General features: G+C 74.4%; 21 protein-coding genes and 1 pseudogene. 11 read left to right on the forward strand and 11 right to left on the reverse strand.

The genetic code is table 11. The annotated features are described in order from the left end of the window. Positions 1-527: maltotransferase domain-containing protein (locus tag AB0L29_RS31200; RefSeq protein WP_365831929.1), on the reverse strand; the 527-nt coding region annotated here is incomplete at its 3' end. A 74-nt stretch (positions 528-601) separates the two neighbouring features. Further along, the gene (locus AB0L29_RS31205) at positions 602-976 is read right to left on the reverse strand and encodes a DUF5133 domain-containing protein (protein ID WP_365831931.1); all 375 of its coding nucleotides are present in this window, start codon (positions 974-976) and stop codon (positions 602-604) included. Positions 977-1,302: 326 nt separating this feature from the next. Between AB0L29_RS31205 and AB0L29_RS31210 the strand changes: the two genes are divergently transcribed. Both AB0L29_RS31210 and glgX read left to right on the forward strand, forming a co-directional pair. Then, positions 1,303-1,815 (forward strand): pep a2, encoded by a 513-nt coding sequence (locus tag AB0L29_RS31210; RefSeq protein ID WP_365831933.1) that lies wholly within the window; start codon positions 1,303-1,305, stop codon positions 1,813-1,815. Continuing rightward, positions 1,812-3,959, forward strand: a complete 2,148-nt coding sequence (gene glgX, locus AB0L29_RS31215) for a glycogen debranching protein GlgX (protein WP_365831935.1) — start codon at positions 1,812-1,814, stop codon at positions 3,957-3,959. Before AB0L29_RS31210 ends, glgX begins: the two co-directional genes overlap by 4 nt. Positions 3,960-4,203: 244 nt before the next feature. Here the strand turns inward: glgX and AB0L29_RS31220 are convergent, their stop codons facing one another. Next, the gene (locus tag AB0L29_RS31220; protein ID WP_365831937.1) at positions 4,204-5,007 is read right to left on the reverse strand and encodes a VOC family protein; all 804 of its coding nucleotides are present in this window, start codon (positions 5,005-5,007) and stop codon (positions 4,204-4,206) included. 246 nt (positions 5,008-5,253) lie between these two features. Between AB0L29_RS31220 and AB0L29_RS31225 the strand changes: the two genes are divergently transcribed. After that, on the forward strand, positions 5,254-5,574 hold the full coding sequence (locus AB0L29_RS31225) for an ANTAR domain-containing protein (protein WP_365831939.1): 321 nt from the start codon (positions 5,254-5,256) through the stop codon (positions 5,572-5,574). Positions 5,575-5,607: 33 nt separating this feature from the next. Here the strand turns inward: AB0L29_RS31225 and AB0L29_RS31230 are convergent, their stop codons facing one another. Beyond that, on the reverse strand, positions 5,608-6,399 hold the full coding sequence (locus AB0L29_RS31230; RefSeq protein WP_365831941.1) for an RNA polymerase sigma factor SigF: 792 nt from the start codon (positions 6,397-6,399) through the stop codon (positions 5,608-5,610). Positions 6,400-6,953: 554 nt separating this feature from the next. Here AB0L29_RS31230 and AB0L29_RS31235 point away from each other — a divergent pair. Then, positions 6,954-7,475, forward strand: a complete 522-nt coding sequence (locus AB0L29_RS31235) for a hypothetical protein (RefSeq protein WP_365831943.1) — start codon at positions 6,954-6,956, stop codon at positions 7,473-7,475. A 39-nt stretch (positions 7,476-7,514) separates the two neighbouring features. On the opposite strand, the gene hemC is transcribed toward AB0L29_RS31235, so the two are convergent. From hemC to AB0L29_RS31250, 3 genes are all read right to left on the reverse strand, one after another. Continuing rightward, the gene (hemC, locus tag AB0L29_RS31240) at positions 7,515-8,450 is read right to left on the reverse strand and encodes a hydroxymethylbilane synthase (RefSeq protein WP_365831945.1); all 936 of its coding nucleotides are present in this window, start codon (positions 8,448-8,450) and stop codon (positions 7,515-7,517) included. A 153-nt stretch (positions 8,451-8,603) separates the two neighbouring features. Then, positions 8,604-9,620, reverse strand: coding sequence for a questin oxidase family protein (locus AB0L29_RS31245; protein ID WP_365831947.1), 1,017 nt, complete (start codon positions 9,618-9,620; stop codon positions 8,604-8,606). Between the two features lie 121 nt (positions 9,621-9,741). Next, the gene (locus tag AB0L29_RS31250; protein WP_365831949.1) at positions 9,742-10,518 is read right to left on the reverse strand and encodes an NPP1 family protein; all 777 of its coding nucleotides are present in this window, start codon (positions 10,516-10,518) and stop codon (positions 9,742-9,744) included. Between the two features lie 209 nt (positions 10,519-10,727). Here AB0L29_RS31250 and AB0L29_RS31255 point away from each other — a divergent pair, with 209 nt between their 5' ends. Continuing rightward, complete coding sequence (locus AB0L29_RS31255; protein WP_365831950.1) at positions 10,728-11,249, forward strand: MarR family transcriptional regulator; 522 nt, start codon at positions 10,728-10,730, stop codon at positions 11,247-11,249. Positions 11,250-11,255: 6 nt separating this feature from the next. Here the strand turns inward: AB0L29_RS31255 and AB0L29_RS31260 are convergent, their stop codons facing one another. After that, positions 11,256-11,390: a hypothetical protein gene (locus tag AB0L29_RS31260; protein WP_365831952.1), complete on the reverse strand. Its 135-nt coding sequence runs from the start codon at positions 11,388-11,390 to the stop codon at positions 11,256-11,258. A 93-nt stretch (positions 11,391-11,483) separates the two neighbouring features. Between AB0L29_RS31260 and AB0L29_RS31265 the strand changes: the two are divergent. From AB0L29_RS31265 to AB0L29_RS31275, 3 genes and pseudogenes are all read left to right on the forward strand, one after another. Further along, positions 11,484-11,537 (forward strand): annotated as a pseudogene (locus AB0L29_RS31265) (hypothetical protein); the annotation flags it as partial. A 411-nt stretch (positions 11,538-11,948) separates the two neighbouring features. Further along, positions 11,949-14,294 carry a SpoIIE family protein phosphatase gene (locus AB0L29_RS31270; RefSeq protein WP_365832036.1) on the forward strand — a complete coding sequence of 782 codons (2,346 nt, stop codon included), beginning with the start codon at positions 11,949-11,951 and terminating at the stop codon, positions 14,292-14,294. A 376-nt stretch (positions 14,295-14,670) separates the two neighbouring features. Next, positions 14,671-15,645, forward strand: coding sequence for a TauD/TfdA family dioxygenase (locus tag AB0L29_RS31275; RefSeq protein ID WP_365831954.1), 975 nt, complete (start codon positions 14,671-14,673; stop codon positions 15,643-15,645). Positions 15,646-15,733: 88 nt separating this feature from the next. Here AB0L29_RS31275 and AB0L29_RS31280 read toward each other — a convergent pair whose 3' ends face one another. Next, the gene (locus AB0L29_RS31280; protein ID WP_365831956.1) at positions 15,734-17,239 is read right to left on the reverse strand and encodes a metallophosphoesterase; all 1,506 of its coding nucleotides are present in this window, start codon (positions 17,237-17,239) and stop codon (positions 15,734-15,736) included. Between the two features lie 351 nt (positions 17,240-17,590). After that, positions 17,591-18,211, reverse strand: coding sequence for an L-threonylcarbamoyladenylate synthase (locus AB0L29_RS31285; RefSeq protein ID WP_365831958.1), 621 nt, complete (start codon positions 18,209-18,211; stop codon positions 17,591-17,593). 155 nt (positions 18,212-18,366) lie between these two features. On the opposite strand from AB0L29_RS31285, the gene AB0L29_RS31290 reads away from it, so the two are divergent. The 3 genes from AB0L29_RS31290 to AB0L29_RS31300 all read left to right on the forward strand — a co-directional run bounded on the left by AB0L29_RS31290 (position 18,367) and on the right by AB0L29_RS31300 (position 22,531). Next, entirely contained in the window at positions 18,367-19,914 is a 1,548-nt protein-coding gene (locus tag AB0L29_RS31290) for a helix-turn-helix domain-containing protein (protein ID WP_365831960.1), read from the forward strand. A 427-nt stretch (positions 19,915-20,341) separates the two neighbouring features. Beyond that, entirely contained in the window at positions 20,342-20,578 is a 237-nt protein-coding gene (locus AB0L29_RS31295) for a hypothetical protein (protein WP_365831962.1), read from the forward strand. A gap of 294 nt (positions 20,579-20,872) precedes the next feature. Next, positions 20,873-22,531, forward strand: a complete 1,659-nt coding sequence (locus AB0L29_RS31300) for a catalase (protein ID WP_365831964.1) — start codon at positions 20,873-20,875, stop codon at positions 22,529-22,531. A 4-nt stretch (positions 22,532-22,535) separates the two neighbouring features. On the opposite strand, the gene AB0L29_RS31305 is transcribed toward AB0L29_RS31300, so the two are convergent. Further along, on the reverse strand, positions 22,536-23,408 hold the full coding sequence (locus AB0L29_RS31305) for a fructosamine kinase family protein (protein ID WP_365832038.1): 873 nt from the start codon (positions 23,406-23,408) through the stop codon (positions 22,536-22,538). Positions 23,409-23,725: the final 317 nt, after the last annotated feature.

The following is a 23,725-nucleotide window of genomic DNA, read 5'->3' on the forward strand; positions in this document are numbered from 1 at the left end:
CGGGCCAGCACCTCGTCCACCCGCGGGGTCAGCGCCGCCGCCAGCCGCGCCGCCGCCGCACGCCCCTCGTCCCGCAACGCCGCCACCGCGGCCAGCACCACCGCACGTCCGGCCTCCACCGGGATCCCGGCGGCGGCCCGCTCGTACAGTTCGGCGCCCTCCTCCAGGACGACCTCCGTGTCCATCCCGGCCGGGATCTTGATCTGCGCGTGGTGCCGCCAGGTGGCGACCGGGTCGCCCCAGGCCTCCACGCGGTACGTCCACAGACCCGTGCCGTCGGCGGTGATCTCGGCGCCCCACCGGTCCGTGCCGGGAGCCAGCTCCCGCATCGGCGTCCACGGCCGGGGCCGGCCCTCCGGGTCCTTCAGGACGACGTGGGCGGCCACCGCGTCGTGCCCCTCGCGGAACACGGTGGCGGTGACCTCGAACGTCTCTCCCACGACCGCCTTGGCCGGCCGCCGGCCGCACTCCACGGCCGGCCGCACGTCCCGCACCGGGATCCGGCCGATGGCCCGGGTCGTCTTCATGGATCTTCACCTCCGCCGTGCTCGGAACCGGGCTGAGGACCCGGTCAGGGGGGCCACGCTTGCTCGGAAGGCCGCTACCTCCCCGCCGGGGAACGCCGGTCCGCCACCGGGGGGCTGCGCCGGACCGCACCGGCCGGCCGGCCCCGTTCCTTCTGCTCCTGCGGCCGTGCCTCCTGCGGCCGTGCCTCCCGGAGACGCGCCCCCTGCGGCCGGGCCTCCCGCGGCCGGGCTTCCTGCGGACAGGTGACGGCGTTCGTGCGCAGGTACCGCTCGGCCGCGTCCGCCGCCTCCCGCGCGCAGCGCTTGCCCATCAGCGCACAGAGGGTGTGGCCGGAGTCCTCGAAGGTCGCACGCACCGCGCGGTCGGCGGGCGCGGCGAGCATCACGCGTTCCCAGGCCCGGTAACGCCGCAACTGCCGGGCGACTTCGGCTCTGGCGGGTAGCAGCATGGCGCCGTTCCACCTTTCGGGCTCGAGGGGGCAGGTTCTCCCGACGGTCGGGCGGCGGCCGTGCGCACAGCGGCACGGACCCCCGTAACGGCGATCGAGTTCTCACACATGGTGCACGTTCGGCGACGCAGCGTCTTGTTGGTTCTTCAACGAATTTCGGTGCTCGCCGGAGTGCTCCCCGCCTCAGGTGTGCGCTCGTGTTGCACGAATGGACTACCGCCCTCAGGCTGAGTGTGACTCAGAAGCGATGACTGCTCACGGTCCGTGCACGGGGCTCGTCCCGCAGGGGCGAGAAGGACCGGGGCTTCGCGGTGAGGAGCCAACCGATGAAGACCGCAGTGCCCTGCTACTACCACCTCGACGTGGAAGTCAGCCCGCAACGGGTGGGACAGGTCAGCCGCATTCTGGCCGCTCACCTGAGGTTCTGGGACCTGGAGAACCTGGTGGAACCCGTCTGCCGCGGCGTCGGGATGCTGCTCGAGGCCATCGTCGAGCACGCCAAGGACAGGAACACCTCGATCGAGATGTGGTGGAACGGCCAGCACCTCATCACCGCCATCGGTGACAACGACCGCGCCCTGCGCCCGGACCAGGAACTGCGCGGTTGCCTGGAACACCTCGCCGCGATGAGCGACGGCTGGGGCTGCTGCGCCACCGAGACCGGCAGCAAGGTCATCTGGTTCTCGCAGCGCGCCCGCGCCGGCGAACGCGAACCGCTGGTGCCGACCACCCCGGCCCCGAACCTGCGCGAGGGCCTCGACGTGCCCCGCGAGGTACCGGTCACCCGGCTTGCCGGTTCCACGAGCACGTCGGACGGCACGCTGGAGGAGGCCCGGTGACCCGGCGGGCCCGGACCCGGAAGGGGGTGTCCGCCTGGAGCGGGCACCCCTATCCGCTCGGTGCCTCCCACGACGGGGAGGGCACCAACTTCGCGCTGTTCAGCGAGGTCGCCGAACGCGTCGAACTCGTCCTCGTCGACGACGACGGCAGCCACACCCCGGTGCCGCTCACCGAGGTCGACGGCTTCGTCTGGCACGGCTACCTGCCCGGCGTGGGCCCCGGCCAGCGCTACGGCTACCGGGTGCACGGGCCGTGGGTCCCGTCGCTGGGCCACCGGTGCAACCCGGCCAAGCTGCTCCTCGACCCGTACGCCAGGGCGGTGGACGGGCAGATCGACAACCACCCCTCGCTGTACGAGCGGAACCCGGACGGCCCCGACCCGGCCGACAGCGCCGGGCACACCATGCTCGGCGTGGTCACCGACGCGTCGTTCGACTGGGGCGGCGACGTCCGGCCCAGCCGGCCGTACGCGGACACGGTGATCTACGAGGCGCACGTCAAGGGCCTGACCCGCACGCACCCCGACGTCCCTCCCGAGCTGCGCGGCACCTACGCCGGGCTGGCGCATCCCGCGGTCGTCGAGCACCTCCGGTCGCTCGGCGTCACGGCGGTGGAGCTGATGCCGGTGCACCAGTTCGTCCAGGACGGGGTGCTGAGGGACCGCGGCCTGTCGAACTACTGGGGCTACAACACGATCGGCTTCTTCGCCCCCCACAACGGCTACGCCGCCCACGGCACGCGCGGCCGGCAGGTCGCGGAGTTCAAGTCGATGGTGAAGGCGCTCCACGCGGCCGGACTGGAGGTGATCCTCGACGTGGTCTACAACCACACCGCCGAGGGCAACCACCTGGGTCCGACCCTGTCCTTCCGCGGCATCGACAACTCCTCCTACTACCGCCTGGTGGACGGCGACTGGGAGCACTACTACGACACCACCGGCACCGGCAACAGCCTGCTGATGCGGCACCCCTACGTACTGCAGCTGATCATGGACTCGCTGCGGTACTGGGTCACCGAGATGCACGTCGACGGGTTCCGCTTCGATCTGGCGGCGACCCTGGCGCGGCAGTTCCACGAGGTGGACCGGCTGTCGGCGTTCTTCGACCTCATCCAGCAGGACCCGGTGATCAGCCGCGTCAAGCTGATCGCCGAGCCGTGGGACGTCGGCGAGGGGGGCTACCAGGTGGGCAACTTCCCGCCCCTGTGGTCGGAGTGGAACGGCATGTACCGGGACGCCGTCCGGGACTTCTGGCGCACCGAGCCGCACACGCTCGGGGAGTTCGCCTCCCGGCTGACCGGCTCGTCCGACCTGTACGCGCACATGCGGCGCCGCCCCCGCGCCAGCGTCAACTTCGTGACCGCGCACGACGGTTTCACCCTGCGCGACCTGGTCTCGTACAACGACAAGCACAACGAGGCCAACGGCGAGGGCAACCAGGACGGCGAGAGCACCAACCGCTCCTGGAACTGCGGCGTCGAGGGCGAGACGGACGACGCGGCCGTGCTGGAGCTGCGCGCCCGTCAGCAGCGCAACCTCATCGCCACCCTGCTGCTGTCGCAGGGCATCCCGATGCTCTGCCACGGCGACGAACTCGGCCGCACCCAGCGCGGCAACAACAACGCCTACTGCCAGGACAACGAGATCTCCTGGATCGACTGGCGGCTGAGCGACGAGCAGCGCGCCCTGCTGGACTTCACCCGGTACGTCATCGCGCTGCGGACCGCCCACCCCGTCCTGCGCCGGCGCCGCTACTTCCGCGGCGAGACCGTCACCCACGCCGGCCAGCCGCTGCCGGACCTGGTGTGGCTGGCGCCGGACGCCCGGGAGATGACCGACGACGACTGGCAGCGCGCCGACGCGCACGCCGTCGGCGTCTTCCTCAACGGCGACGCCATCGCCGAACCCGACCCGCGCGGCCGGCCCGTGATCGACGACTCCTTCCTGCTGCTGCTCAACAGTCACTGGGAGCCGGTGGACTTCCGCCTGCCGGACGCCGCCTACGGCGAGCGCTGGACGGCACTGATCGACACCGCCGCCCCGGAGACCACCCCCGACGAGTCGGAGCACAAGGCGGGCACGCGGCTGACCGTCGACGCCCGCAGCCTGGTGCTGCTGTCCCGGCCGTCCCGCACGGCCCGGTGAGGCGGGGAGAGGGCGTGCGAGGAGGCGGCGGGCCCGGGCCCGCCGGCGCCGGGCTGCTCGGCGTGGGACCCCACGCGGTGCCCGGGCCCCGGGGCGCGCTCTCCCCCGGCCGCTGCGGGGCCGGGGGAGGGGACCCGTACGCGGCGCGGCGACCGCCGTGCTTCACGCGCACCGAGGGCCGGAACCGGGCGGGGCGGGCCCGCGGCCGTGCCGGGGGCGGCTGCGCGGCCGGCGCCGGGACGGCTCAGCGGTCGCGCCGCGAGGTCACCGTGAACTGGGCGCCGTCCGGGTCGCGGAGCACCGCCTCGTCGCTGCCCTTGGACAGGACGCCGCCGCCGTGCAGCTCCGCCGCCCGGGTGCAGGCCGAGACGTCCTCCACGGTGAAGTGGACCTGCCAGTGCGGGCGGACGGCGGGATCGGGGGCCGCCTCCAGCGCCCCCGACTCGATGCGCGCCACCACGTCCCCGCGGCTGCGCAGCACCACCTCGTCGCCCTCGTACTGGACCTCGCAGCAGCCGGGCCGCCCCGACGCCCAGTCCAGGACCTCGCCGTAGAAGATGGCGGCGTCGAAGGCGTCGCGCGTGTGGAGCGTGATGAAGACCGGCTGCGCGCGCCGCCAGGTCTCCCAGTCGGTGAACAGCTCGCCCTCCCAGATCCCGAAGGTCGCCCCGTCCCGGTCGGCGAGCAGCGCCGCGCGCCCGGGCGGCAGGGAGATCGGCCCGACCGCGACCGTGCCCATGCGCTCCTGCACCCGGCCCACCGCGTCGTCCGCACTGGGCACGGCGAAGTAGGGCGTCCACGCCACCGCCATCTGGTACATGGTCGCGACCTCGGCGATGCCCGCCACCGGCGAGCCGTCCGCCAGCGCGATCCGGAACCGGTCGCCGAGCCGGGCCTGGCGCCACTGCCAGCCCAGCACGGCCCCGTAGAACTCCTCGGTCGCCTTGAGGTCCCGGCTGGTCAGCGTCACCCAGCAGGGCGCTCCGAAGACGGAGTGCGTGGAGATGCGGTTCGTCGCACCGGAGGGGGAGGGCGTGTCGTGTTTCATGGCAGTCGCGTCCTGGTCTCGTCGGCCGGCAGCCACCGGAGGGTGACACCAGTGTCCAACCGGAAACGCCCCGGGTGCCTTCCGAGTACCCCGGCGAGGGCACCGAAACGGCGGCGGGCGCGGCACGGGCCGCCGGGCCGCCCCCCGGCCCGCACCGGTGGCACGGGGCGGGGTGAGTGAGGACGATGGACAGAGCGGACCACGCCGGGGCGGCATGGCCGCGGCGCGCCGGACCGGGAGGTCATCATGCCCACGGACGGGGACTCGGAGCGGATCCTTCAGATGCAGGAGGAGATCCAGCAGCTGAAGGAGGCGGTCGTCTCCCACGCCGTAGTGGACCAGGCGATCGGGATGATCGTCGCGCTCGGCCGGGTTGCGCCGGACGAGGGATGGGCGGTGCTGAAGGAGGTCTCCCAGCACACGAACATCAAACTGCGCAACGTCGCGGAACTGATCCTCCTGTGGGGGCGCAGCGGCGTCATGCCCCCGCAGATCGGGGCCGAACTGGAAGACGCCCTGGACCGGTTCGGCCCCACCCAGATCCCCGGCGCGCCGCCGCAGCGGTGACCCGGCCGGCGGCGCGCGGCCCCGCGCCCGCGCTCAGCGCATCTCGGCGAGCAGCTCCTCCCGCAGGTGGGCGAAGCAACTGCTGAGCAGGCGGGAGACGTGCATCTGCGAGATGCCGAGCTGCTCCGCGATGCCGCTCTGCGTCATGCCCCGGAAGAACCGCAGGTAGAGGATGACCCGCTCGCGCTCGGGAAGCGCCTCGAGGCAGGGCTTGACGGCGACCCGGTCGACGACGGTCTCGAAGGCCGGATCCGGACCGCCGATCGCGTCCCCGAGGGCGTAGCCGTCCGTCCCGGGCATCTCCGCCTCCAGCGACAGCGCGGAGAAGCACTCCAGCGCCTCCATCCCGGTGCGCACCTCGCTCTCGCTCAGGTGCGCGTACCCGGCGATCTCGGCCACCGTCGGGGGCCGGCCCGGGGTGGTCTGGGACAGCTCCTTGGCGGCCTGCCGCACCCGGTTGCGCAGGTCCTGGACCCGGCGCGGGACGTGCAGCGTCCACATGTGGTCGCGGAAGTGGCGCTTGATCTCGCCCGTGATCGTGGGGACGGCGTACGCCTCGAAGGCGTGGCCCCGGGACGGGTCGTAGTGGTCGACGGCCTTGACCAGGCCCAGGGCCGCCACCTGGTACAGGTCCTCCAGCGCCTCGCCGCGGCCCCGGAAGCGGACGGCGATCCGCTCGGCCATCGGCAGCCAGGCCTCGACCAGCTCGTCGCGCAGGGCCTTGCGCTGCGGTCCCTCGGGCAGCCCCGCGAGACGTGCGAACGCCTCCGCGGTGTCCGGGGCGTCGTCGTGGGGGTGCGGTTTGGTGCTGCCGGCGATACGCATGATGCGCACCTCCCTGAGCAGGTGCTGACGGGACAGACCCCGCGGGAAGGCGCCGACTCGGACCGGGCGGAGGACGCCGGGGCCGGGCGGGCCGGTTCCCACGGACGTGCCTCCTGTCCGAAGCACTGAATTGCCCATTCCCGTGCGCGGCGGCGGCGAAACAATTACCTGAATGCGGTGACGGAATGCGATCGAGTGCTTCTGCGCCGTGGAACGCATTGCCGGGAATTCACACCGCGGCGCGCACGCTCTGAAAACGATGAAATTCACGGCGTGAAATCCGGGCGCGGGGTCCCAGGGCTCCGGCGGCCGCCCGCGGTGTCCGGCCCGCCTCGGTCGCCTTCCGGCCGGTCGCCCCGCTGATCATGACGGGGAACGTGATGTGCGGCACGCCCGGGCGGGCCGTTTCGGCGCTCCCGGCCCGGATTCCCGCTGCGCACGGCTTGATCAACGATCAAAAGGGATGAACTGCCTGGCCACAGCGCATTCTGCTCATTTGACAGCGCCCTGAGCGCACAGATAGGAAGCAGCTTCCGGAAGTCGAGAGGTGCACTGTGTACGAGCCGAACGTGGTCGGGGACTGGCAGGAGTACGACGAGCATGCCGGTCTGCGGGTCCGCGTGCACCGTCTGGAACTCGCCGAGCCGCCGCGCGGACGTGACGACGCCGCCGAGGGGCAGACGTACTTCAGTGTCCGGGTGACCGTCGAGAACCGCGGCGGCCGGCACTTCGGCATCCACCTGGAGGACGGTCAGATCGACGTGCGGATCGGGCCCGACGGCGAGAGCGCCTTTCTCGACTGGCGCAACTCGCAGTTCATCGAGGGCTTCGACGTCTACCCGCTGCGCCGGGCCACCGCCGTGCTCTACGCGGCCGGTCCGGAGGCGTTCCTGAGCCAGGTGGACGTCCAGGTCCAGCTGCGCGTCGACGAGGAGTGGACCGACCGGCGGCTGTGGGCGGGCGGCATCGGGGTGCACGAGGCGACGGCGGGAGCCCAGCAGGGGGCGGGGCGGGAGAGCCTCGCCCACCAGGTGAGCGTCTTCCTGCGGGACCAGGCGGAGGAGGGCACCGCATAGGTGCCCGGGCGGCGCGCCCGGGCACCCTCCGGCGCCGTGTCAGTGCGGGATGCCGTCGATGATCTCGCGGGCGCCCTGGCGCAGCAGGGCCACGGCGACCGACGTCCCCAGGGTGGCCGGGTCCAGCCGGCCCGCCCATTCGTGGGCGTTCAGACGGATCTTGCCGTCCGGTGTGAAGACACAGGCCCGCAGGGACAGTTCGCCACCGCGGTCCACGCGGGCGTAACCGGCGATCGGGCTGTTGCAGTGCCCCTGCAGCACGTGCAGGAACATGCGCTCGGCGGTGGCCTCCCGGTGGGTGCCGGGATGGCCGAGGGGGCCGACCGCGTCGATCACGTCGGTGTCGTCCTCGCGGCACTGCAGGGCGAGGATGCCCGCCCCTATGGGCGGCATCATCGTCTCGGGGGAGAGCACCTCGCTGATCACGTCGGGGCGGCCGATGCGCTCCAGCCCGGAGACCGCGAGCAGCAGCGCGTCCGCCTCGCCCGCGGCCAGCTTCTCCAGACGCCGGTTGGCGTTGCCGCGGAACGGCACGCACCGCAGGTGCGGGTGGGTGGCGGCCAGCTGCGCGACCCGGCGCACCGAGGAGGTGCCGATCCTCGTCCCGGCCGGGAGCTCGTCCAGGGTGAGCCCGCCCGGATGCACGAGGGCGTCCCGGATGTCGTCGCGCTCCAGGAACGCGGCGAACACGGTGCCCGCCGGCAGCGGCCGGTCGGCGGGCACGTCCTTGACGCAGTGCACCGCGAGATCGGCCTCGTCGGCCAGCAGCGCGGCGTCCACCTCCTTGGTGAACGCGCCCTTGCCCTCCACCTTCGACAGATCGCCCATCCACTTGTCCCCGGTCGTCCTCACCGGGACGACCTCGGTGCGCACACCGGGATGGAGGGCGGCCAACTCGGCCCGGACGCGCTCCACTTGGGCGAGCGCCATCGGCGAGTCGCGGGAGACGATGCGAATCAGTTCGGGGGCCGGCATGCGGACACGATAGACCTTCGCGGCAGTGCGCCCGTGCGGTACCGGTCGACGGCCCCCCGGACGCGGGCGGTGCGCCGATCCGCGTGCCCACGTGGATGTGGACGCGGTCGCCATCGCCGTCGCCGCCGCCGGCCACGGAGTGCGCGCCGGGGTTCAGGCGAGCGGTTCGCTCAGCTCCGCCGCGCGCAGCGCCGCGGCGAGGGCCCGGTCGTCGCCGACGTCGAGGGCGGTGTCGGTGAGCTTGACGACGTGCTCGTCGCCGTGGGCCAGGGCACGCTCCAGCACCTCCTCGGGCGTCGGGCGGGCGGACGGGGCGTACGCGACGGGCCCGGCGGGGGCGTACATCGCGGTGACCGCGGCGGACGCCGTCCACGCCGCGTGCAGGCTCGGCGCCCACAGCGCCCGGGGGAGCGATCCCAGGGCGCGCAGGACGGCGTTGGGGGCGGTCGCCGCGTGCACCAGCATGGTCGGCTCGCCGTGGCCGTGGGTGACGTAGCGGTGGGTCGCGGCCCGCACCAGTTCGGTGAGCCGGGCGCGGGCCGTGTCCGGGTCGCTCACGCCGGCCGCCCACCGCGGCAGCCGGCGCACGGCGGCCAGCCGGTCGGGAAAGCCGCCCCGCGGGTGGCGCAGCGGGACGACGGCGTCCAGGGAGCCCGCCGCCGTCGGCGCGGCGGGCAGCGGGTCGATGCCGGACACGGGACGGTGCCGGGCCGCCCAGTAGCCCAGGCCGTGCGCGAGCTCGGTCAGCCGCGGCGCGTTCTCACCGGCCTCCAGGGCGCGTACGGCGTGGCCGACCCGGATGACCGGGTGCGTGGAACCCCCGTACATGCCGGGCAGCAGGCGGGGCCACCAGGTGGCGAGGACGGTGCGCCACGGCCGCTCGGCCAGGGCGCGGGAGAAGTACGCGATCCAGTCCGCCGCCCGGCGCGGGTCGCCCAGCGCCTGCGCCCAGTCGGCGTCGGTGACGGGGGCCACCGGGGTGGGGAAGTCCTCCAGCCGGGGCCGGTAGAGGTCCAGCCAGCGGTGCACCGCCCCCGCCCGCCCGCGGGCGGCGAGCGACTCGACGACCATCGGCGCGTGGTTGGTGAGCCGGCCGAGCCGCTCCGGCCCCGCGGCGTGCAGCCGTTCCAGGGCTTCCTCGAGCGTCCCGCTCGTGTCGTGGCTGTTCATGCCGGGGACGTTATGCGGCGGCGGCACGGCCGCGGATCGGACGGGGGGCGGAAACCGGCCCCGGCCGGGGACCTAGGGCCTGTCGTCGCAGTCCTGGTCCGCGGCCGGAGTCCGGCGGGCGTCAGGCGTTCGGGTCGAACGCGATGCCGGACGGCTTCGCCGACGCCAGGTGGGAGGCGAAACTGCCGTCCTTCAGGCCGAAGTTGGCGCTGCCGAAGTTGTACGAGGTCAGCTTCTCGCGGATTCCCGCGGGGTAGCCGTTCCAGCCGACCAGCGGCGGGTACTGCCAGGTGCGCTCGTGGTTCTCCGGCGGTTCGTCGTTCGCGCCGGCCAGGCGGAAGCAGTGCGTGCTGATGCCGTCCTTGTGGTAGACGACCTTCGGGTGCGTGCCGTCGAAGCGGACCGAGGACCGGGCGTGCACGGTGAACGAGCCGTGGTTGGACGTCGAGACGTACTGCACCGTGTTGTTCTGCACCCACACCACGACGTGCTCCCAGTCGTGGCGGTGACCGCCGATGCTGCTGCCGGGCAGTGCCTGGTCCTTCTCGAAGTACAGGGCGTACACGACGGCGCACCAGCCGTTGTTGCACTTGGCGCGCGCGTAGCCGTTGGTGTTGTCGAGGTCCGAGGCGTCGCGGCAGTTGCCGTTGAGGGCGCCGGTCGGGTTGAGCCCGGCGTTGACCGTGCCGTCCGGGCCGATGGCGGGCGTGGCGTAGCAGCCGTCGGTGTCGTAGTCGTAGGCGGGCTGGTACGTCTGCTCCAGCGCGTCGGCGTCGGCGGGCAGCGCCGGGGGCGGTGCGGCGAACGCGGTGGCGGGGAAGGCGACGACGAGGGCGGCGGCACCGGCCAGACCGGTGAGCCATCTCCTGCGACGGGTTGTGGACGTACTCGACGACACTGCGTCCTCCTCTTGTTCCGGGCGCAGCCCAACGGCTTTGGGGAGCGGGGGAGTTCAGCTTCCCGATTGAACGCGTCCATGCCAAGAGGGTGCGGGCGTCCCGATGGTGAAGGGCAGCCCAACAGCCGGAGGCAGGCGGGGCGGCGGGGGAGGGCGGGAGCGGCGGAGGCAGAAGCTTGAGTTAGGCAACGAGATGGTAAAGTCGCCGTATGCCCACACCACCGCTCCCCGAGGGTTCCGCGTCCCCGGAAGTGATCGAGATCGAGCGCGCGCTCACCCGCATCACGTACCTGAGCACGCGCACCCGCCAGCACGAGCGGCTGATGGCCCTGGCGGGGGTGCCGCTCGACCGGGCCGCCGTCGCCCTGCTGCGGCAGATCGCCGACTGCGAGCCGCAGCGCCCGGGGGAGCTGGCCGCCCGGCTGGGCGTGGAGGCCTCGCACGTCACCCGCACGGTGCAGCAGCTGCAGAAGTCCGGCTACGTCAGCCGGGTCCCCGACCCCGACGACCGCCGCGCCCAGCGCATCGAACTCACCGAGACCGGCCGGCAGGCCATCGCCCGGGTCCGGGAGGCCGGGGCCCGGGGTATGCAGGCGGCCCTGGCCGGCTGGTCGCCCGGGGAGCTGCGGCAGCTCGCCACGCTCTTCCACCGCATGGTCGACGATTTCCTGGCCCACTCGGCCGACGAGGAGACCGAGCCCCGGTCCGCCGCGCCGGCGGACCCCGCCTGACCCGCCTCACCGGGCCCTCGCGGGCACCCGCGGGGGTGCGGGCTCGCGCAGGCCGCACAGCAGCAGCCCGCCCACCGCGGGCAGCGCGACCAGCGGGAGCGGAGCCGTGCGCAGGGACGTGGCGTCGGCCAGCGCCCCCACGGCCGGAGCCGCCAGCCCGCCGACCCGCGCACGCTCGCCGCCACCGGAGCGGGGGAACGCACCCTCAGCCGCCTGTTGCGCCGGGAGCTCGGCATGACGTTCCCGCAGTGGCGCACTCAGACGCGCCTCTACCACGCCCTGCGGATGCCGGCCGACGGCCTGCCCGTCACCACCGTCGCCCACCGCTGCGGCTGGTCCACCCCCCCCGCAGCGCGTTCATCGAGGTCTTCCGCCGCTCGTCCGGCACCACCGCGGGCGCTTACGGCCGCCACCCGTGAGGGGGCGGAGCCCCGCATCCGCTCCGCCCGCTCACCGTCCGGCGCCGTCCCGCGGCGGACCGCCGGAGACCGGCGGAGACCGGCGGCGCCGTTCCGCCCCGCAGAGGGCCGCGGCCTTCGCCCGCCCGCCCCCGCGGTGCCGCTCGCGCGGTGGACGCGCAGCGGCGGGGCCGGACCCGGCCCGGACTCGCGTACGCCGGCCCGGCTTTTCCCCGGACGATCCGGATCCGGTGCTCGCGTGCGGTTGAACCGGGGCCGTGACCGGATCATTCTGGACGACATGGAGCACGCCTCCGCCGTGGCCGTCATCGACGCCCGCGGCATCGTGACGGGGTGGAGCGAGGGAGCCCGGCGGCTGACGGGATACCCGGCCGAGGAGGCCGTGGGACGGGCCGTACGGGACCTGCTCGCCGAGGACGTGCCGCCCGGGACGCCGCCCGCGACGGCGGGCGCCGTCAGGGTGCGGCACCGCGACGGTTCCCCCGTGGCCCTCCGCCTGAGAGCGTCCGCCGTCACCGGCGGGGCCGGCCGGCCCGACGGGTACGTGGTCACCGCCGAACCGGCCGGCGAGGCCGAGGAGAGCCTGGCGGGGCGGGCCTTCCAGCAGGCGTCCGTGTCCATGTCCGTCTTCGACACCCGCCAGTGCTACCTGCGGCTCAACGAGGAGGCCTGCCGGGTGATGGGGGTGTCCGAGGAAACCCTGCTCGGCCGGCACTTCCCGCGGACCGTGGAGGACGCCGAGCACAACCGAGGCTTCGACCGGCACCTGCGCCACGTCGTCGAGACGGGCAGACCGGTCCGCTACGAGAGCTTCACGGACGCCCCCGCCCTCAACCGGGAGCACGCCTGGAGCGTCGAGATGTGGCCGGTGCGCGGCGCCTCCGGCGAGCTGCTGGGAACCGCCCTGGCGGCGTTCGACAGCACCGAGCAGTACTGGGCCCGGCAGCGGCTGGCCCTCCTCGACGAGGCGGCGGCCGGCATCGGGACCACCCTGGACCTGGTGCGCACCACCGAGGAGCTGGTCCGGATCCTGGTGCCCCGGTTCGCCGACTTCGCCGGCGTGGACCTGCTCGACTGGGTCCTCGGGACGGAGGAACCGCCGCCGGTGCCCGGTGCGGAGGTCGTGCTGCGCCGGGTGGCCCACGGCTCCGCCACCGAGGGCACCCCCGAGGCGGCCGTGCGTCTGGGCGAGCCGGACGTCCACCCGCCGTACTCGGCGCCCGCACGGGCGATGCGGGAGGGCCGGGTGATCCTCGGCCAGGCGGGCGAGCCGGCGTTCATGCGGTGGGTCGCGGACCGCGACGCGCGGGCCCCGCAGGGGCGCCCCCACCGCAGGGGCGCCCACTCGATGATGGCGGTGCCGCTGCGGGCGCGCGGCACCACGCTGGGCGTCGTCGTGGCCGTGCGCATCGGACAGCCGGACGACTACGGCGAGGACGACGCCGTGTTCGCCGAGGAACTGGCCAGCCGGGCCGCCGTCTGCATCGACAACGCCCGCCGCTTCGCCCGCGAGCGGTCCACCGCGCTCGCGCTGCAGCACAGCCTGCTCCCCCGGGACCTGCCCGGACAGGCCGCGGTGGAGGTGGCCCACCGCTACCTGCCCACCGCCTCGGCGGCCGGCATCGGCGGCGACTGGTTCGACGTGATCCCGCTGTCGGGCAGCCGCGTCGCCCTGGTCGTCGGGGACGTCGTCGGCCACGGCATCCCCTCCTCGGCGACCATGGGCCGCCTGTGCACGGCCGTGCGCACCCTCGCGGACGTGGACCTGCCGCCCGACGAGCTGCTCACCCACCTCGACGACCTGGTGACCCACCTCGCCACCGACGACAGCGCCGACGAGGTGCCCGAACTCGGCGCGACCTGCCTGTACGCCGTCTACGACCCGGTCTCGCGCCGTCTCACCACGGCCGCCGCCGGGCATCCCGCGCCCGCACTCGTGCTGCCCGACGGCACCGCCCGGCTCGTCCCGCTGCTGGCGGGTCCCCCGCTCGGCGTCGGCGGCCTGCCGTTCGAGGCGACCGACCTGCGGGTGCCCGAGGGATCCGTCATCGCCCTCTACACCGACGGCCTGGTCGAGGACCGCGGCCGCGACGTCGACCACGCCACGGACGAGCTGTGCCGTGCGCTCACCGCGCCCGCCGACTCCCTGGACGCCCTGTGCGACACCGTGCTGAAGGCCGTCCTGCCCGAGGAGCCCGATGACGACGTGGCGCTGCTGCTGGCCCGGACCCGGGCGCTGGGCGCGGACCGGGTGGCCACCTGGGACGTGCCGTCGGACCCGGCCGAGGTGGCCACCGCCCGGCAGGCCGCCATGGAACAGCTGTCCGCCTGGGGGCTGGACGAGGCCGCGTTCGTGACGGAACTGGTGGTCAGCGAACTGGTCACCAACGCCATCCGGTACGGCGCACCGCCCGTCCAGCTGCGCCTCATCCGCGACCGCACGCTGATCTGCGAGGTCTCCGACGGCAGTTCGACCTCCCCGCACCTGCGCCGGACGCACGCCTTCGACGAGGGCGGCCGCGGACTGCTGCTGGTCGCCCAGCTCACCCAGCGCTGGGGCAGCCGGCAGACGACCGGCGGCAAGACGATCTGGGCGGAACAGCCCCTGCCGCCGCCGCTCGCGTGATCCGCCGCCCGGCCGCGGCCCGGCCGGCCGCGGGGCGCGCCGCTCCACCCGGGGCAGGTGCCGCAGCACCGCCTCGTACTCCACGCGCGGTGCCGGAGGACCATGACGAGGGAGCGATCCGTCCCCCGGTGAACCGGGCCCGGCTTCCGCGCCCCGGCTCCGGCTCGGGAGCACCGCGGTGGCCGCGAGGCGACGGTGAGGCAGCGGGTCCGGCGCACCTGAGGAGCGCCGGGCGCAGGACGCGGCGGACCGGGAGGCGGCCGGCGGGGACGCCGCGCCCGAAGGCCCTGTCGCCCCTTACGGCGATCGCTGTCACGATCCTTGCGGGAGCCGGTCCGGACGGGGCCGGCGCGGACGACCGACGGAGCGTGCGCGCATGACGACGGACAGGGGCATCGCCGTGGGGACGGAACGGGCCGCGGGGATCGACGTGAGACCGGTCGCCGGGCACATCGGAGCCGAGATCACCGGCGTCGACCTGGCCGGTGGCCTCGACGACGCCGTGACCGCCGCGATCAGGGCGGCGGTGCTGCGCTGGAAGGTGGTGTTCTTCCGCGACCAGCGGCTGGACCACGCCGGGCACGTGGCGTTCGCGCGCCGGTTCGGCGAACCGGTCGTGCTGCCCCGGCGCGGGAAGGCCTCGCCGCCGGACGTCCCCGAGATCGAGACCACCGCCGACCGGCTGGAACTGGGCGGCCGGTTCGGCATGGAGCACGACGAGTGGCTGAGCCGCCGCCGCCACACCCTGCTGCGCGGCTGGCACTGCGACCACGGCGCCCGCGTCGACCCGCCCGCGGCGACGATCCTGCGCGCCGAGACCGTCCCGCCGTACGGCGGTGACACCACCTGGTCCAATCTGGCGGCGGCGTACGCCGGACTGTCCGGGCCGGTGCGGGAGTTCGTCGACGGGCTGCGCGCCGAGCACCGGCTGGGCGTCGGTTACCAGCCCCGGCCCGGCGACGACGCCTACGTCCGCCACCTCCTCCGGCACCAGGTCGCCTCGGTGCACCCGCTGGTGCGCGTCCACCCGGAGACGGGGGAGCGGGTGCTGTTCGTCAACGGCTACTACGTCGAGCAGATCACCGGCCTCTCCCGCGCCGAGAGCCGCGCCGTCCTGGACATGCTGCTGGAGCAGGCGGTCCGGCCCGAGTACACGGTCCGGTTCCGCTGGGAGCCGGGCAGCGTGGCCTTCTGGGACAACCGGGCCACCATCCACCTGGCGCCGGGCGACACCGCTCACCTCGGCCATCCGCGGATCATGCACCGGGTGATGCTCGCCGGCGACGTGCCGGCCGGGGTGGACGGCGAGCCGTCGCGGGCGGTCACCGGCAGCGAACCGGGCCGCTGGTGAGGTGCGGCGGCGGCCCGCCGGGCCCTTCCGCCGCCCCCGGCCCCGGCGGTCCACGGCGTACGGCGGTGCCGCCCCGTCGCCGGAGGGGTCAGGCCAGCGGGATGGTCACCTCGTCCTCGACCGGCGGGGCGACCTCCTGGGCGCGCTTGCCGGTGGCCGCGTAGCAGCGCAGCCGGACGGACCGCGGACCGACGTCCAGGCGCAGGAAGCACTTGAAGAACGGCGGGCTGTACGTCGCCGAACCCGGCGAGAACAGCTGCGTGTAGATCTTGCGCACCGGCAGCCGGAACCGCCTGGCGCGGTCGGGGCGGCGGGCGGTGCCGAGCAGGCCGGCCACCAGGCGGACGCGCCGGGTGACCCGGGCGGGCGCGCCCGGTGCGCGGGTGGGCGGGATGCCGAGGCGTTCGGCGATCACGGCCGTCGCCTCCGCCTCGGTGAGCGTGAAGAAGCGGCGCAGCCGCAGGCGGCGGCCGTAGAGCCCGCTGTAGAAGGCGAGGGAGTCGCCGCGCAGCGGGTAGCAGCGGAAGTCCCGCTCGGTGACGCCCGCGACCGAGACCCGGGGAATGGTGTGGGTGGCGTGCATGAACGCGCCGCCGCCGCCCGCGACCACGTACTGCAGGACGCGGCCGTCCTCCAGACGCACGGGATAACGCTGGTAGTTGTGGATGTCGCCGCCGATCGCGGCCACGTAGTGGTGGGCCGGGGCGCGGACGATCTCGTCGACGGTGCCGCCCCCCTCGATCGGGCACGGCTCGTGCCGGCCGTCCACGTACAGGGGCGAGCCGGTGATCAGGATCTTCGGGCGCGGTCCCCGGGAGACCTCGCGCAGCCACGCGCCCTGCTCGGCGTCGACGGTGCCCAGCAGGCCCGTGTCGATGCCGACGATCCGCACCGGTCCGGCGTCGATCGCCCAGTACGGGCCGGGCTGGACCGCCTGTTGGGCGGGGTCGGAGCGCAACGCGCGTGCCTCGGCCAGCCGTTGCCCGTCGGCCGGATCCGGGCGGTGCCACAGCAGCGACCGCAGCCAGGCCCGGGTGAGGGGACGCGGCGCGGGCCCGGGCGGCAGGGGCGGGGCGTCGCCGCAGAAGACGCGCATGAAGCCGCCGAGGTCCTCGTACCAGTCGTGGTTGCCGGGGACCGCGTAGATCGGCGCCCGGTAGTCCCGGTAGGGGCGGAAGAACTTGGGGCCGTAGTCGTCGGCGGCGCCCACCGGGTAGACGACGTCGCTGGCGAGGACGGCGAAGCTGGTGTCCCGCCCCACCTCCAGCAACCCCGGCACCACGGCGTACTGCGGGTCGCCGCCCTCCCCGGTGTCGCCGACGACCAGGAAGGAGAACCGGTCCGGGTCGGTGCGCCGGATCACCTTGTCGGCGGGCGCGCCGGCGGCCTCCCGCCGGGCCACCCAGCGGCTGCGGGTGCGGCCGGTGGGGTCCCCGAACCAGGAGGCCAGCACGCCGTTGCGGGCGGCCCACAGGAGCCGGGGGTCCAGCCAGGAGATCCTTCCGCTCCTGGGCGGCACCAGCCGCCGGTACGAGCCGGGTTCGGAGGTGCCCCAGCCGGCACCCTCGGCGGTATCGCGTGAAGAGTCGGACACCGGTGCACCGTAACAACGGGCCGGGGCGGTCCGGAGGCGGATCCCGCATCCCCGGTGGGCGGATGACGGTCCGTCACGGGCGTGAGCCGGCCCCGGTGGGGACGCCGGCGGCGGTCGCCCGGACGGCGGTCACGGCCGAAGCCGCCTTCCCGCGGGGGCGTCGGCCGGGGGAACCGCGCCCGCGGCACCGGGCGGATCACGGCCGCCGTGGCACGCCCGGGCACGGGAGGACCACCGGTCCCCGGCCGTCACGGCCGCCCGGGGACGGCCTCAAGAAGCCCCGGGAAGACCCCGGGGGGCCGTTGGAAGGCCCTTGGGAACACGTCGGGCCGGATCTCCCCGGGGCTTTCGTCACTCGAACCGCGAGACGTCCCCCGCACCCCGCCGGACGATCTCGGCCTCCCCGCCGGAGAAGTCGATGACGGTGGTCGGCTCGGTGCCGCACTCGCCGGAGTCGACCACCGCGTCCACGACGTGGTCGAGCCGGTCCTTGATCTCCCAGCCCTGCGTCATCGGCTCCTCCTCGTCCGGCAGCAGCAGTGTGCTGGACAGCAGCGGCTCCCCCAGCTCGGCCAGCAGGGCCTGCGTGACGACGTGGTCGGGGATGCGCACGCCGACGGTCTTCTTCTTCGGGTGCTGCAGCATGCGCGGCACCTCCTTCGTCGCGGGCAGGATGAACGTGTAGCTGCCCGGCGTCGACGCCTTGATCGTCCGGAACACGTCGTTGTCGATCCGCACGAACTGGCCGAGCTGCGCGAAGTCCTGGCAGACCAGGGTGAAGTGATGCCGGTCGTCCAGCCGGCGGATCGTACGGATCCGGTCGATGCCGTCGCGGTTGCCGATCCGGCATCCCAGCGCGTAGCAGGAGTCCGTGGGGTACGCGACCAGAGCGCCCGAGCGGACGCTGTCGGCGACCTGCGCGATGGTGCGCGGCTGGGGGTTGTCGGGGTGCACGTCGAAGTACTTCGCCATCCGCCGAGCTTAAGCCGCGCCCGCGGGCGCGGGCGCGCCGACCGGGCCCGGAGCGCCGCGCAGGACGCCGTCCGCGCGGGACGGGGGCCCGGGCCGGGTGAGGTAACGTCCCCGACCGGCGGGCCGGGGCGGCACGAGACGAGAGGACGGCCGAGGTGACCGGCGGAGCGTACGGGGCACGGCAGCGGGACGGGAGGTCCGGCGGGCGCCCGACGTGGGCGGAGGAACTGCTCGGCCATCTGCGGCCCGCCGGCCGCGACGTGCGCAGGGTCGTCGCCTGGCTCGCCGGCGCCGCGCAGGCGACGGTCGCCCTCCAGGACGCCGACGGCACCCTCCTCGCCGGGACCGGGCTGCCGCTGCGGGAGGACCTCGTCGCGGACGTCGCCGCCCGCCGCATCGCCTCCGCCGCCTGGGACGGCGACGGGCGCCACCTGCGCCTGATCCGGGTGGAACACCCCGCGCGGCCCTGCGTGCTGGCCGTCTCCCGCGCCACCCCCTTCGACCGGCACGCCTCCGACGTCGTCACCCACACCGCCCAGGTGCTGGAACTCCTGCTGGCCGCCCACGAGTCCGCCGCGGCCGGACACCGGCTCCGGCGCGCCACCTCCGACCTGCGCCTGGCGATCCTGCAACTGTTGATGGTCGAGGACACCGTCGCGGCCCGCCGCGTGGCCGCCGGGTTCTGGCCGGGCCTCCTCGACACCGACACGACGTACGTCTACGTCGTCGAGACCGGCCCCGGGGAGCGGGACCGGCTCGCCGAGGAGTGCCTGGACGCCACGCGCGAGGAGGCCCTGGTCGTGCGCTGCCCGGCCATGGACGGGCACGTGATCGTCGTCGCTCCCCGCGAGGCCACGAACGACGCCCTGCGGTCGCTGGTCGGACGGCACCCGGGCACCTTCCTCGGCGGCAGCCTCCGGCAGAACCTCGCCCGGACCGCCACCGCGTACGGGCAGGCCGTCAGCGCCCTCGCCGTCGCGCGCTTCCGGCCGGACAAGACGGCCGTCTACGCCGAACGCACCCACCCCGAGCGCCTGATGGACCCACGGGCGCTGCGCGACTGGACGGCCCGCGTCCTGCGCCCGCTCGACACGCTGCCGCACCACACCCGCGCCGAACTCCTCGCCACCACCCGGCTCGGCCTGGAGTTCACCGCCGTGAACGCGGCCAAGGTCCTCGGCGTGAGCCGCAACACGGTCCGCGCCCGGATGGAACGCGTCGAGGCCCTGCTGCGCACGGACTTCAGCGACCTCACCGTCCGCGCCGTCGTCCACCTGGCGCTCAACACACAGGTCGGCCTGCCGGACGGGCCGCCCGACGCGGACTCCGCACGGCTCGCTCCCGGGCTCGCCGACCTGCCGGCCGGGCCCGCGGTCCGCACCTGGGCGCGGGACCTGCTGGGGCGCCTGGACACCGACGCGCGCAACACCCGCCGTACCCTGCGCGCCTGGATCGCCGCCGGGGGCAACGCCGAACGGGCCGCGCAGACCCTGGGCGTGCACGCCCAGACCGTGCGCGAGCACGTCCGCAGCGCCGAGCCCGTCCTCGAACGCCGGCTGCTCGCCGCCGGCACTGACCTCTACGAGGTGGTGCTGGCCCACCTGGTGGCCGGGGACCTCGGCCGGCCGGTGCTCCCCGGAGTGGGCGAGCCGTCCGCACCGGGGACGAATTCGGGCCATCCGGACTCCTCTGTGCACGGCTGAGTCCCGCGGCCGCCGCAGCGGGCACCGGCACGGTTCACAAGACCTCCGGCGTGCACGTAGTTTCGACGCGCCGCAGGGGCACGACCGGCACGGGGGACCGGTCGCGCCCCCGTGGCCGCCCGGCGGTGCGGCCCGGCCGGCCGCGCGGCGGCACCGGTGCCCCCCGCCTCCCGGAGGCGGCGAGGACGGCACCTGCCGCGGCCCCGCTCACCCGCTGGCCGGGGCCCCCGGCCAGGGCGGGCCGCGCGATGGGCGTCTCCCGGGGAGGCCGTCGGGGGCGGACGGGGCGCGGTTCGGCCACATTCCGCAAGGCGGTGTGCCCCTGGAGAAGCCGGGTACCCGGCCCGCGGTGAAGAGGTCCGCCCCCCGGCGCCGCGGGCCCGGGCGTGTGCGGATCCCGGACGAGTACCGCGAAAGGGAGGCCCGCATGACCAGCGAGACGGAGACCGGCGGCGTGACCGGTACCCAGGACAAGGACTACAACCTGATCTGGTACGTCGAGGCGTGCCTGAGCAACGCGCTGCGCCTGGAGAGCTACATCCAGGACGCCGAGCGCGCCAAGGACACCGAGGTCGCCGACCTGTTCCGCAAGGCCCAGGCGGACAGCCGCAAGGGCGCGGAGCTGGGCAAGCAGCTCCTCCGCTCGCGCCTGAACGGCGGCTGACGGCCGCCGCGCGGCAGGGCCCGGGCACCGTGCTCGTCACGGTGCCCGGGCCCTCGCCGTGCCGCCGGGCCGTCCCGCTCCGCGCGTCCGCGAGCGGCCCGCCGACGGCCGGGAGGGCGGCCGGGCCGCACCGAAGTGCGCATCCCGAGGTGCGCGTCCCGCGCACTCGCGCTTTTCTGGAGCGTGAGTGACGCGGCACGGCCGGGTACTCGGGCGGTCCCGCCGTCACCGGCCGGAGGCTGCCCGCTGTCTGGTCCGGGCCGCCGACGGCCACGAGTCGAAGGAGCCCTCCACATGACGGACGTATCCGGCACCGGTCCCGCGCCGGGCGACGACCGCAAGGTGCTCACCAACCGTCAGGGCCATCCGGTCTACGACAACCAGAACCAGCGCACGGTCGGCGCCCGCGGTCCCGCCACGCTGGAGAACTACCAGTTCCTCGAGAAGATCAGCCACTTCGACCGCGAACGCATCCCCGAGCGGGTCGTGCACGCCCGCGGCGTCACCGCCTACGGCTTCTTCGAGGCCTACGGCAGCTGGGGCGACGAGCCGATCAGCCGCTACACCCGGGCCAAGCTGTTCCAGGAGCGCGGCAAGCGCACCGACCTGGCCGTCCGGTTCTCCACCGTCATCGGCGGGCGCGACTCCTCCGAGGCCGCCCGCGACCCGCGCGGCTTCGCCGTGAAGTTCTACACCGAGGACGGCAACTGGGACCTGGTCGGCAACAACCTGGGCGTCTTCTTCATCCGGGACGCGATCAAGTTCCCGGACGTCATCCACGCCCTCAAGCCGGACCCGGTCACCTTCGAGCAGCAGCCCCGGCGCATCTTCGACTTCATGTCGCAGACGCCCGAGTCGATGCACATGCTGGTCAACCTGTTCAGCCCGCGCGGCATCCCGTCCGACTACCGCCACATGCAGGGCTTCGGCGTGAACACATACAAGTGGGTCAACGCCGAGGGCGACACCGTCCTCGTCAAGTACCACTGGATGCCCAAGCAGGGCGTGCGCAGCATGACCGAGGAGGACGCCGCGAACGTCCAGGCCGAATCCCTGGGCCACGCCACCAAGGACCTGTACGAGGCGGTCGCCCGCGGGGACTACCCGGAGTGGGAGCTGCTGGTCCAGATGATGGAGGACCACGAGCACCCGGAGCTGGACTTCGACCCGCTCGACGACACCAAGACCTGGCCCGAGCAGGAGTTCCCGCCGAAGCCGGTGGGGCGGATGGTGCTCGACCGGATGCCGGAGGACTTCTTCGCCGAGAACGAGCAGATCTCGTTCGGCACCGGTGTGCTCGTCGACGGCCTGGACTTCTCCGACGACAAGATGCTCGTCGGCCGGACCTTCTCCTACAGCGACACCCAGCGCTACCGGGTCGGCCCCAACTACCTCCAGCTGCCGGTCAACCAGGCCAAGAACGCGCCGGTGCGCACCAACCAGCGCGGCGGCCAGATGGCGTACTACGTGGACGGCGGCGGCGAGAACCCCACCGTCAACTACGAGCCGTCGATCCTGGGCGGCCTGCGCGAGGCCGAGTACCCGACGCACGACGAGCAGGGCCCGGAGATCAGGGGCCGGCTCACCCGCAAGCGCATCCCGCGCACCAACGACTACCTGCAGGCGGGCCAGCGCTACCTGCTCATGGAGGAGTGGAAGCGCGACGACCTGGTGAAGAACTTCGTCAACCTGCTGTCCCAGTGCGACCGGCCCGTGCAGGAGCGCATGGTGTGGCACTTCCTGCTGGTCGAGAACGACCTCGGCCTGCGGGTGGGCGAGGGGCTCGGCATCGGCCCGGAGGACGTCAAGCACCTGGAGCCGCTGGCCAGCCAGGACCTCACGGACGAGGACCGCGAACGCCTCGCCAACCTCGGCAAGAACCCGCCGCGCGACGTCGAGGGCCTCACCATGACCCACTGCGTCCCGAACGAGCGGCACGTCGTGACCCGCTGAGCGGTCACAGCGCCAGGGCGGCCCGGGCCGCGGCCAGCGCCTGTTCGGCGTAACCGCGTCCGAACAGCACGGCGTGCACCAGCAGCGGGAAGAGCTGGTGCACGCCGACGCGCCCGGCCCAGCCGTCGGCGAGCGGGGCCGCCTCCCGGTACCCCTCCAGCACCTCCTCCAGGTACGGGCAGCCGAAGAGCCGGAGCATCGCCAGGTCGGTCTCCCGGTGCCCGCCGTGGGCGGCCGGATCGATCAGCCGGACGTGCCCGTCGCGGGCCCACAGCACGTTGCCGTTCCACAGGTCGCCGTGCAGCCGGGCGGGCGGCTCGGCGGGCCCGGCCAGCTCGGGCAGCCGCCCGCAGAGCCGCTCGACGACGGACGCCTCGCCGGGCCGTACGGTGCCCTGGTCCACCGCCCGCCGCAGATACGGCAGGACGCGGTGCTCGGCGTACCAGCGCGGCCAGTCGGTGCCGCGGACGTTGCGCAGGGGCGCCCGCCCGATGTACGCGTCCACCGGGCCGCCCGGCGGCGGGGCGCCGAACGCCGGCGCGCCGGCGGCGTGCAGGGCGGCGAGGTCCCGGCCGAACCGGACGGCCGCCTCCCGGCCCGGCCGGCTCCGCGGGACGCGGTCGGTGACGAGCCAGGTCTCGTCCTGGCCGCGCACGGCCGGCACCCGGACCGTTCCCGCCTCCGCCAGCCAGCGCAGCCCGGCCGCCTCGGCCCGGGTGGACCCCGGTCCGTCACCGCGTTTGACCATCACCACCCGGCCGTCGTCGAGGGTGATCTCGGCGAGCGATCCGGACAGCGCACGCTCGCCGGTCACCGCCCGCCCGGTGAGGCGCGCGGCGGCGGCTCCGGGCCCTTCCCCGGCCGGCCGGGCGGTCACGGGCCGGCCTGCGCGCACCGGCGCGGGTGCGGCGCGGCCGCCGCCGGGTCCCGGATGATCGTCCATGTGTGCACGGCCACCAGGGTACGGCCGGGGGACGGCGACCGGACCGGGTCGCACCGGCACCCGGACGGGTCGCCGGCGCCGAACAGGGCCTGCCGGGCTTTGTCCCGTCCGTACCGCCCGTCCCGTCCGTACCGCCCGTACCGCCCGTACCGCCCGTCCCGTCCGGGCTTCGCCCCGTCCCGTCCGTCCCGTCCGGGCTCCGTCTCCCCGCGTACGGTCCGGGTTCCCTCCCTCCGGTCCGCACGGGTGGC

Source organism: Streptomyces sp. NPDC052701 (assembly GCF_040678355.1).
Lineage (GTDB): Bacteria > Actinomycetota > Actinomycetes > Streptomycetales > Streptomycetaceae > Streptomyces.

Coding starts and splice junctions, on each gene's coding strand:
- AB0L29_RS31230 (WP_365831941.1), bottom strand. CDS start 6,399: ATGCGTATCGCCGGCAGCACCAAACCGCACCCCCACGACGACGCCCCG.
- hemC (WP_365831945.1), bottom strand. CDS start 8,450: ATGCCGGCCCCCGAACTGATTCGCATCGTCTCCCGCGACTCGCCGATG.
- AB0L29_RS31285 (WP_365831958.1), bottom strand. CDS start 18,211: ATGGCGAAGTACTTCGACGTGCACCCCGACAACCCCCAGCCGCGCACC.
- AB0L29_RS31245 (WP_365831947.1), bottom strand. CDS start 9,620: ATGAACAGCCACGACACGAGCGGGACGCTCGAGGAAGCCCTGGAACGG.
- AB0L29_RS31210 (WP_365831933.1), top strand. CDS start 1,303: ATGAAGACCGCAGTGCCCTGCTACTACCACCTCGACGTGGAAGTCAGC.
- AB0L29_RS31255 (WP_365831950.1), top strand. CDS start 10,728: ATGCCCACACCACCGCTCCCCGAGGGTTCCGCGTCCCCGGAAGTGATC.
- AB0L29_RS31270 (WP_365832036.1), top strand. CDS start 11,949: ATGGAGCACGCCTCCGCCGTGGCCGTCATCGACGCCCGCGGCATCGTG.
- AB0L29_RS31205 (WP_365831931.1), bottom strand. CDS start 976: ATGCTGCTACCCGCCAGAGCCGAAGTCGCCCGGCAGTTGCGGCGTTAC.
- AB0L29_RS31295 (WP_365831962.1), top strand. CDS start 20,342: ATGACCAGCGAGACGGAGACCGGCGGCGTGACCGGTACCCAGGACAAG.
- AB0L29_RS31275 (WP_365831954.1), top strand. CDS start 14,671: ATGACGACGGACAGGGGCATCGCCGTGGGGACGGAACGGGCCGCGGGG.
- AB0L29_RS31225 (WP_365831939.1), top strand. CDS start 5,254: ATGCCCACGGACGGGGACTCGGAGCGGATCCTTCAGATGCAGGAGGAG.
- AB0L29_RS31300 (WP_365831964.1), top strand. CDS start 20,873: ATGACGGACGTATCCGGCACCGGTCCCGCGCCGGGCGACGACCGCAAG.
- AB0L29_RS31220 (WP_365831937.1), bottom strand. CDS start 5,007: ATGAAACACGACACGCCCTCCCCCTCCGGTGCGACGAACCGCATCTCC.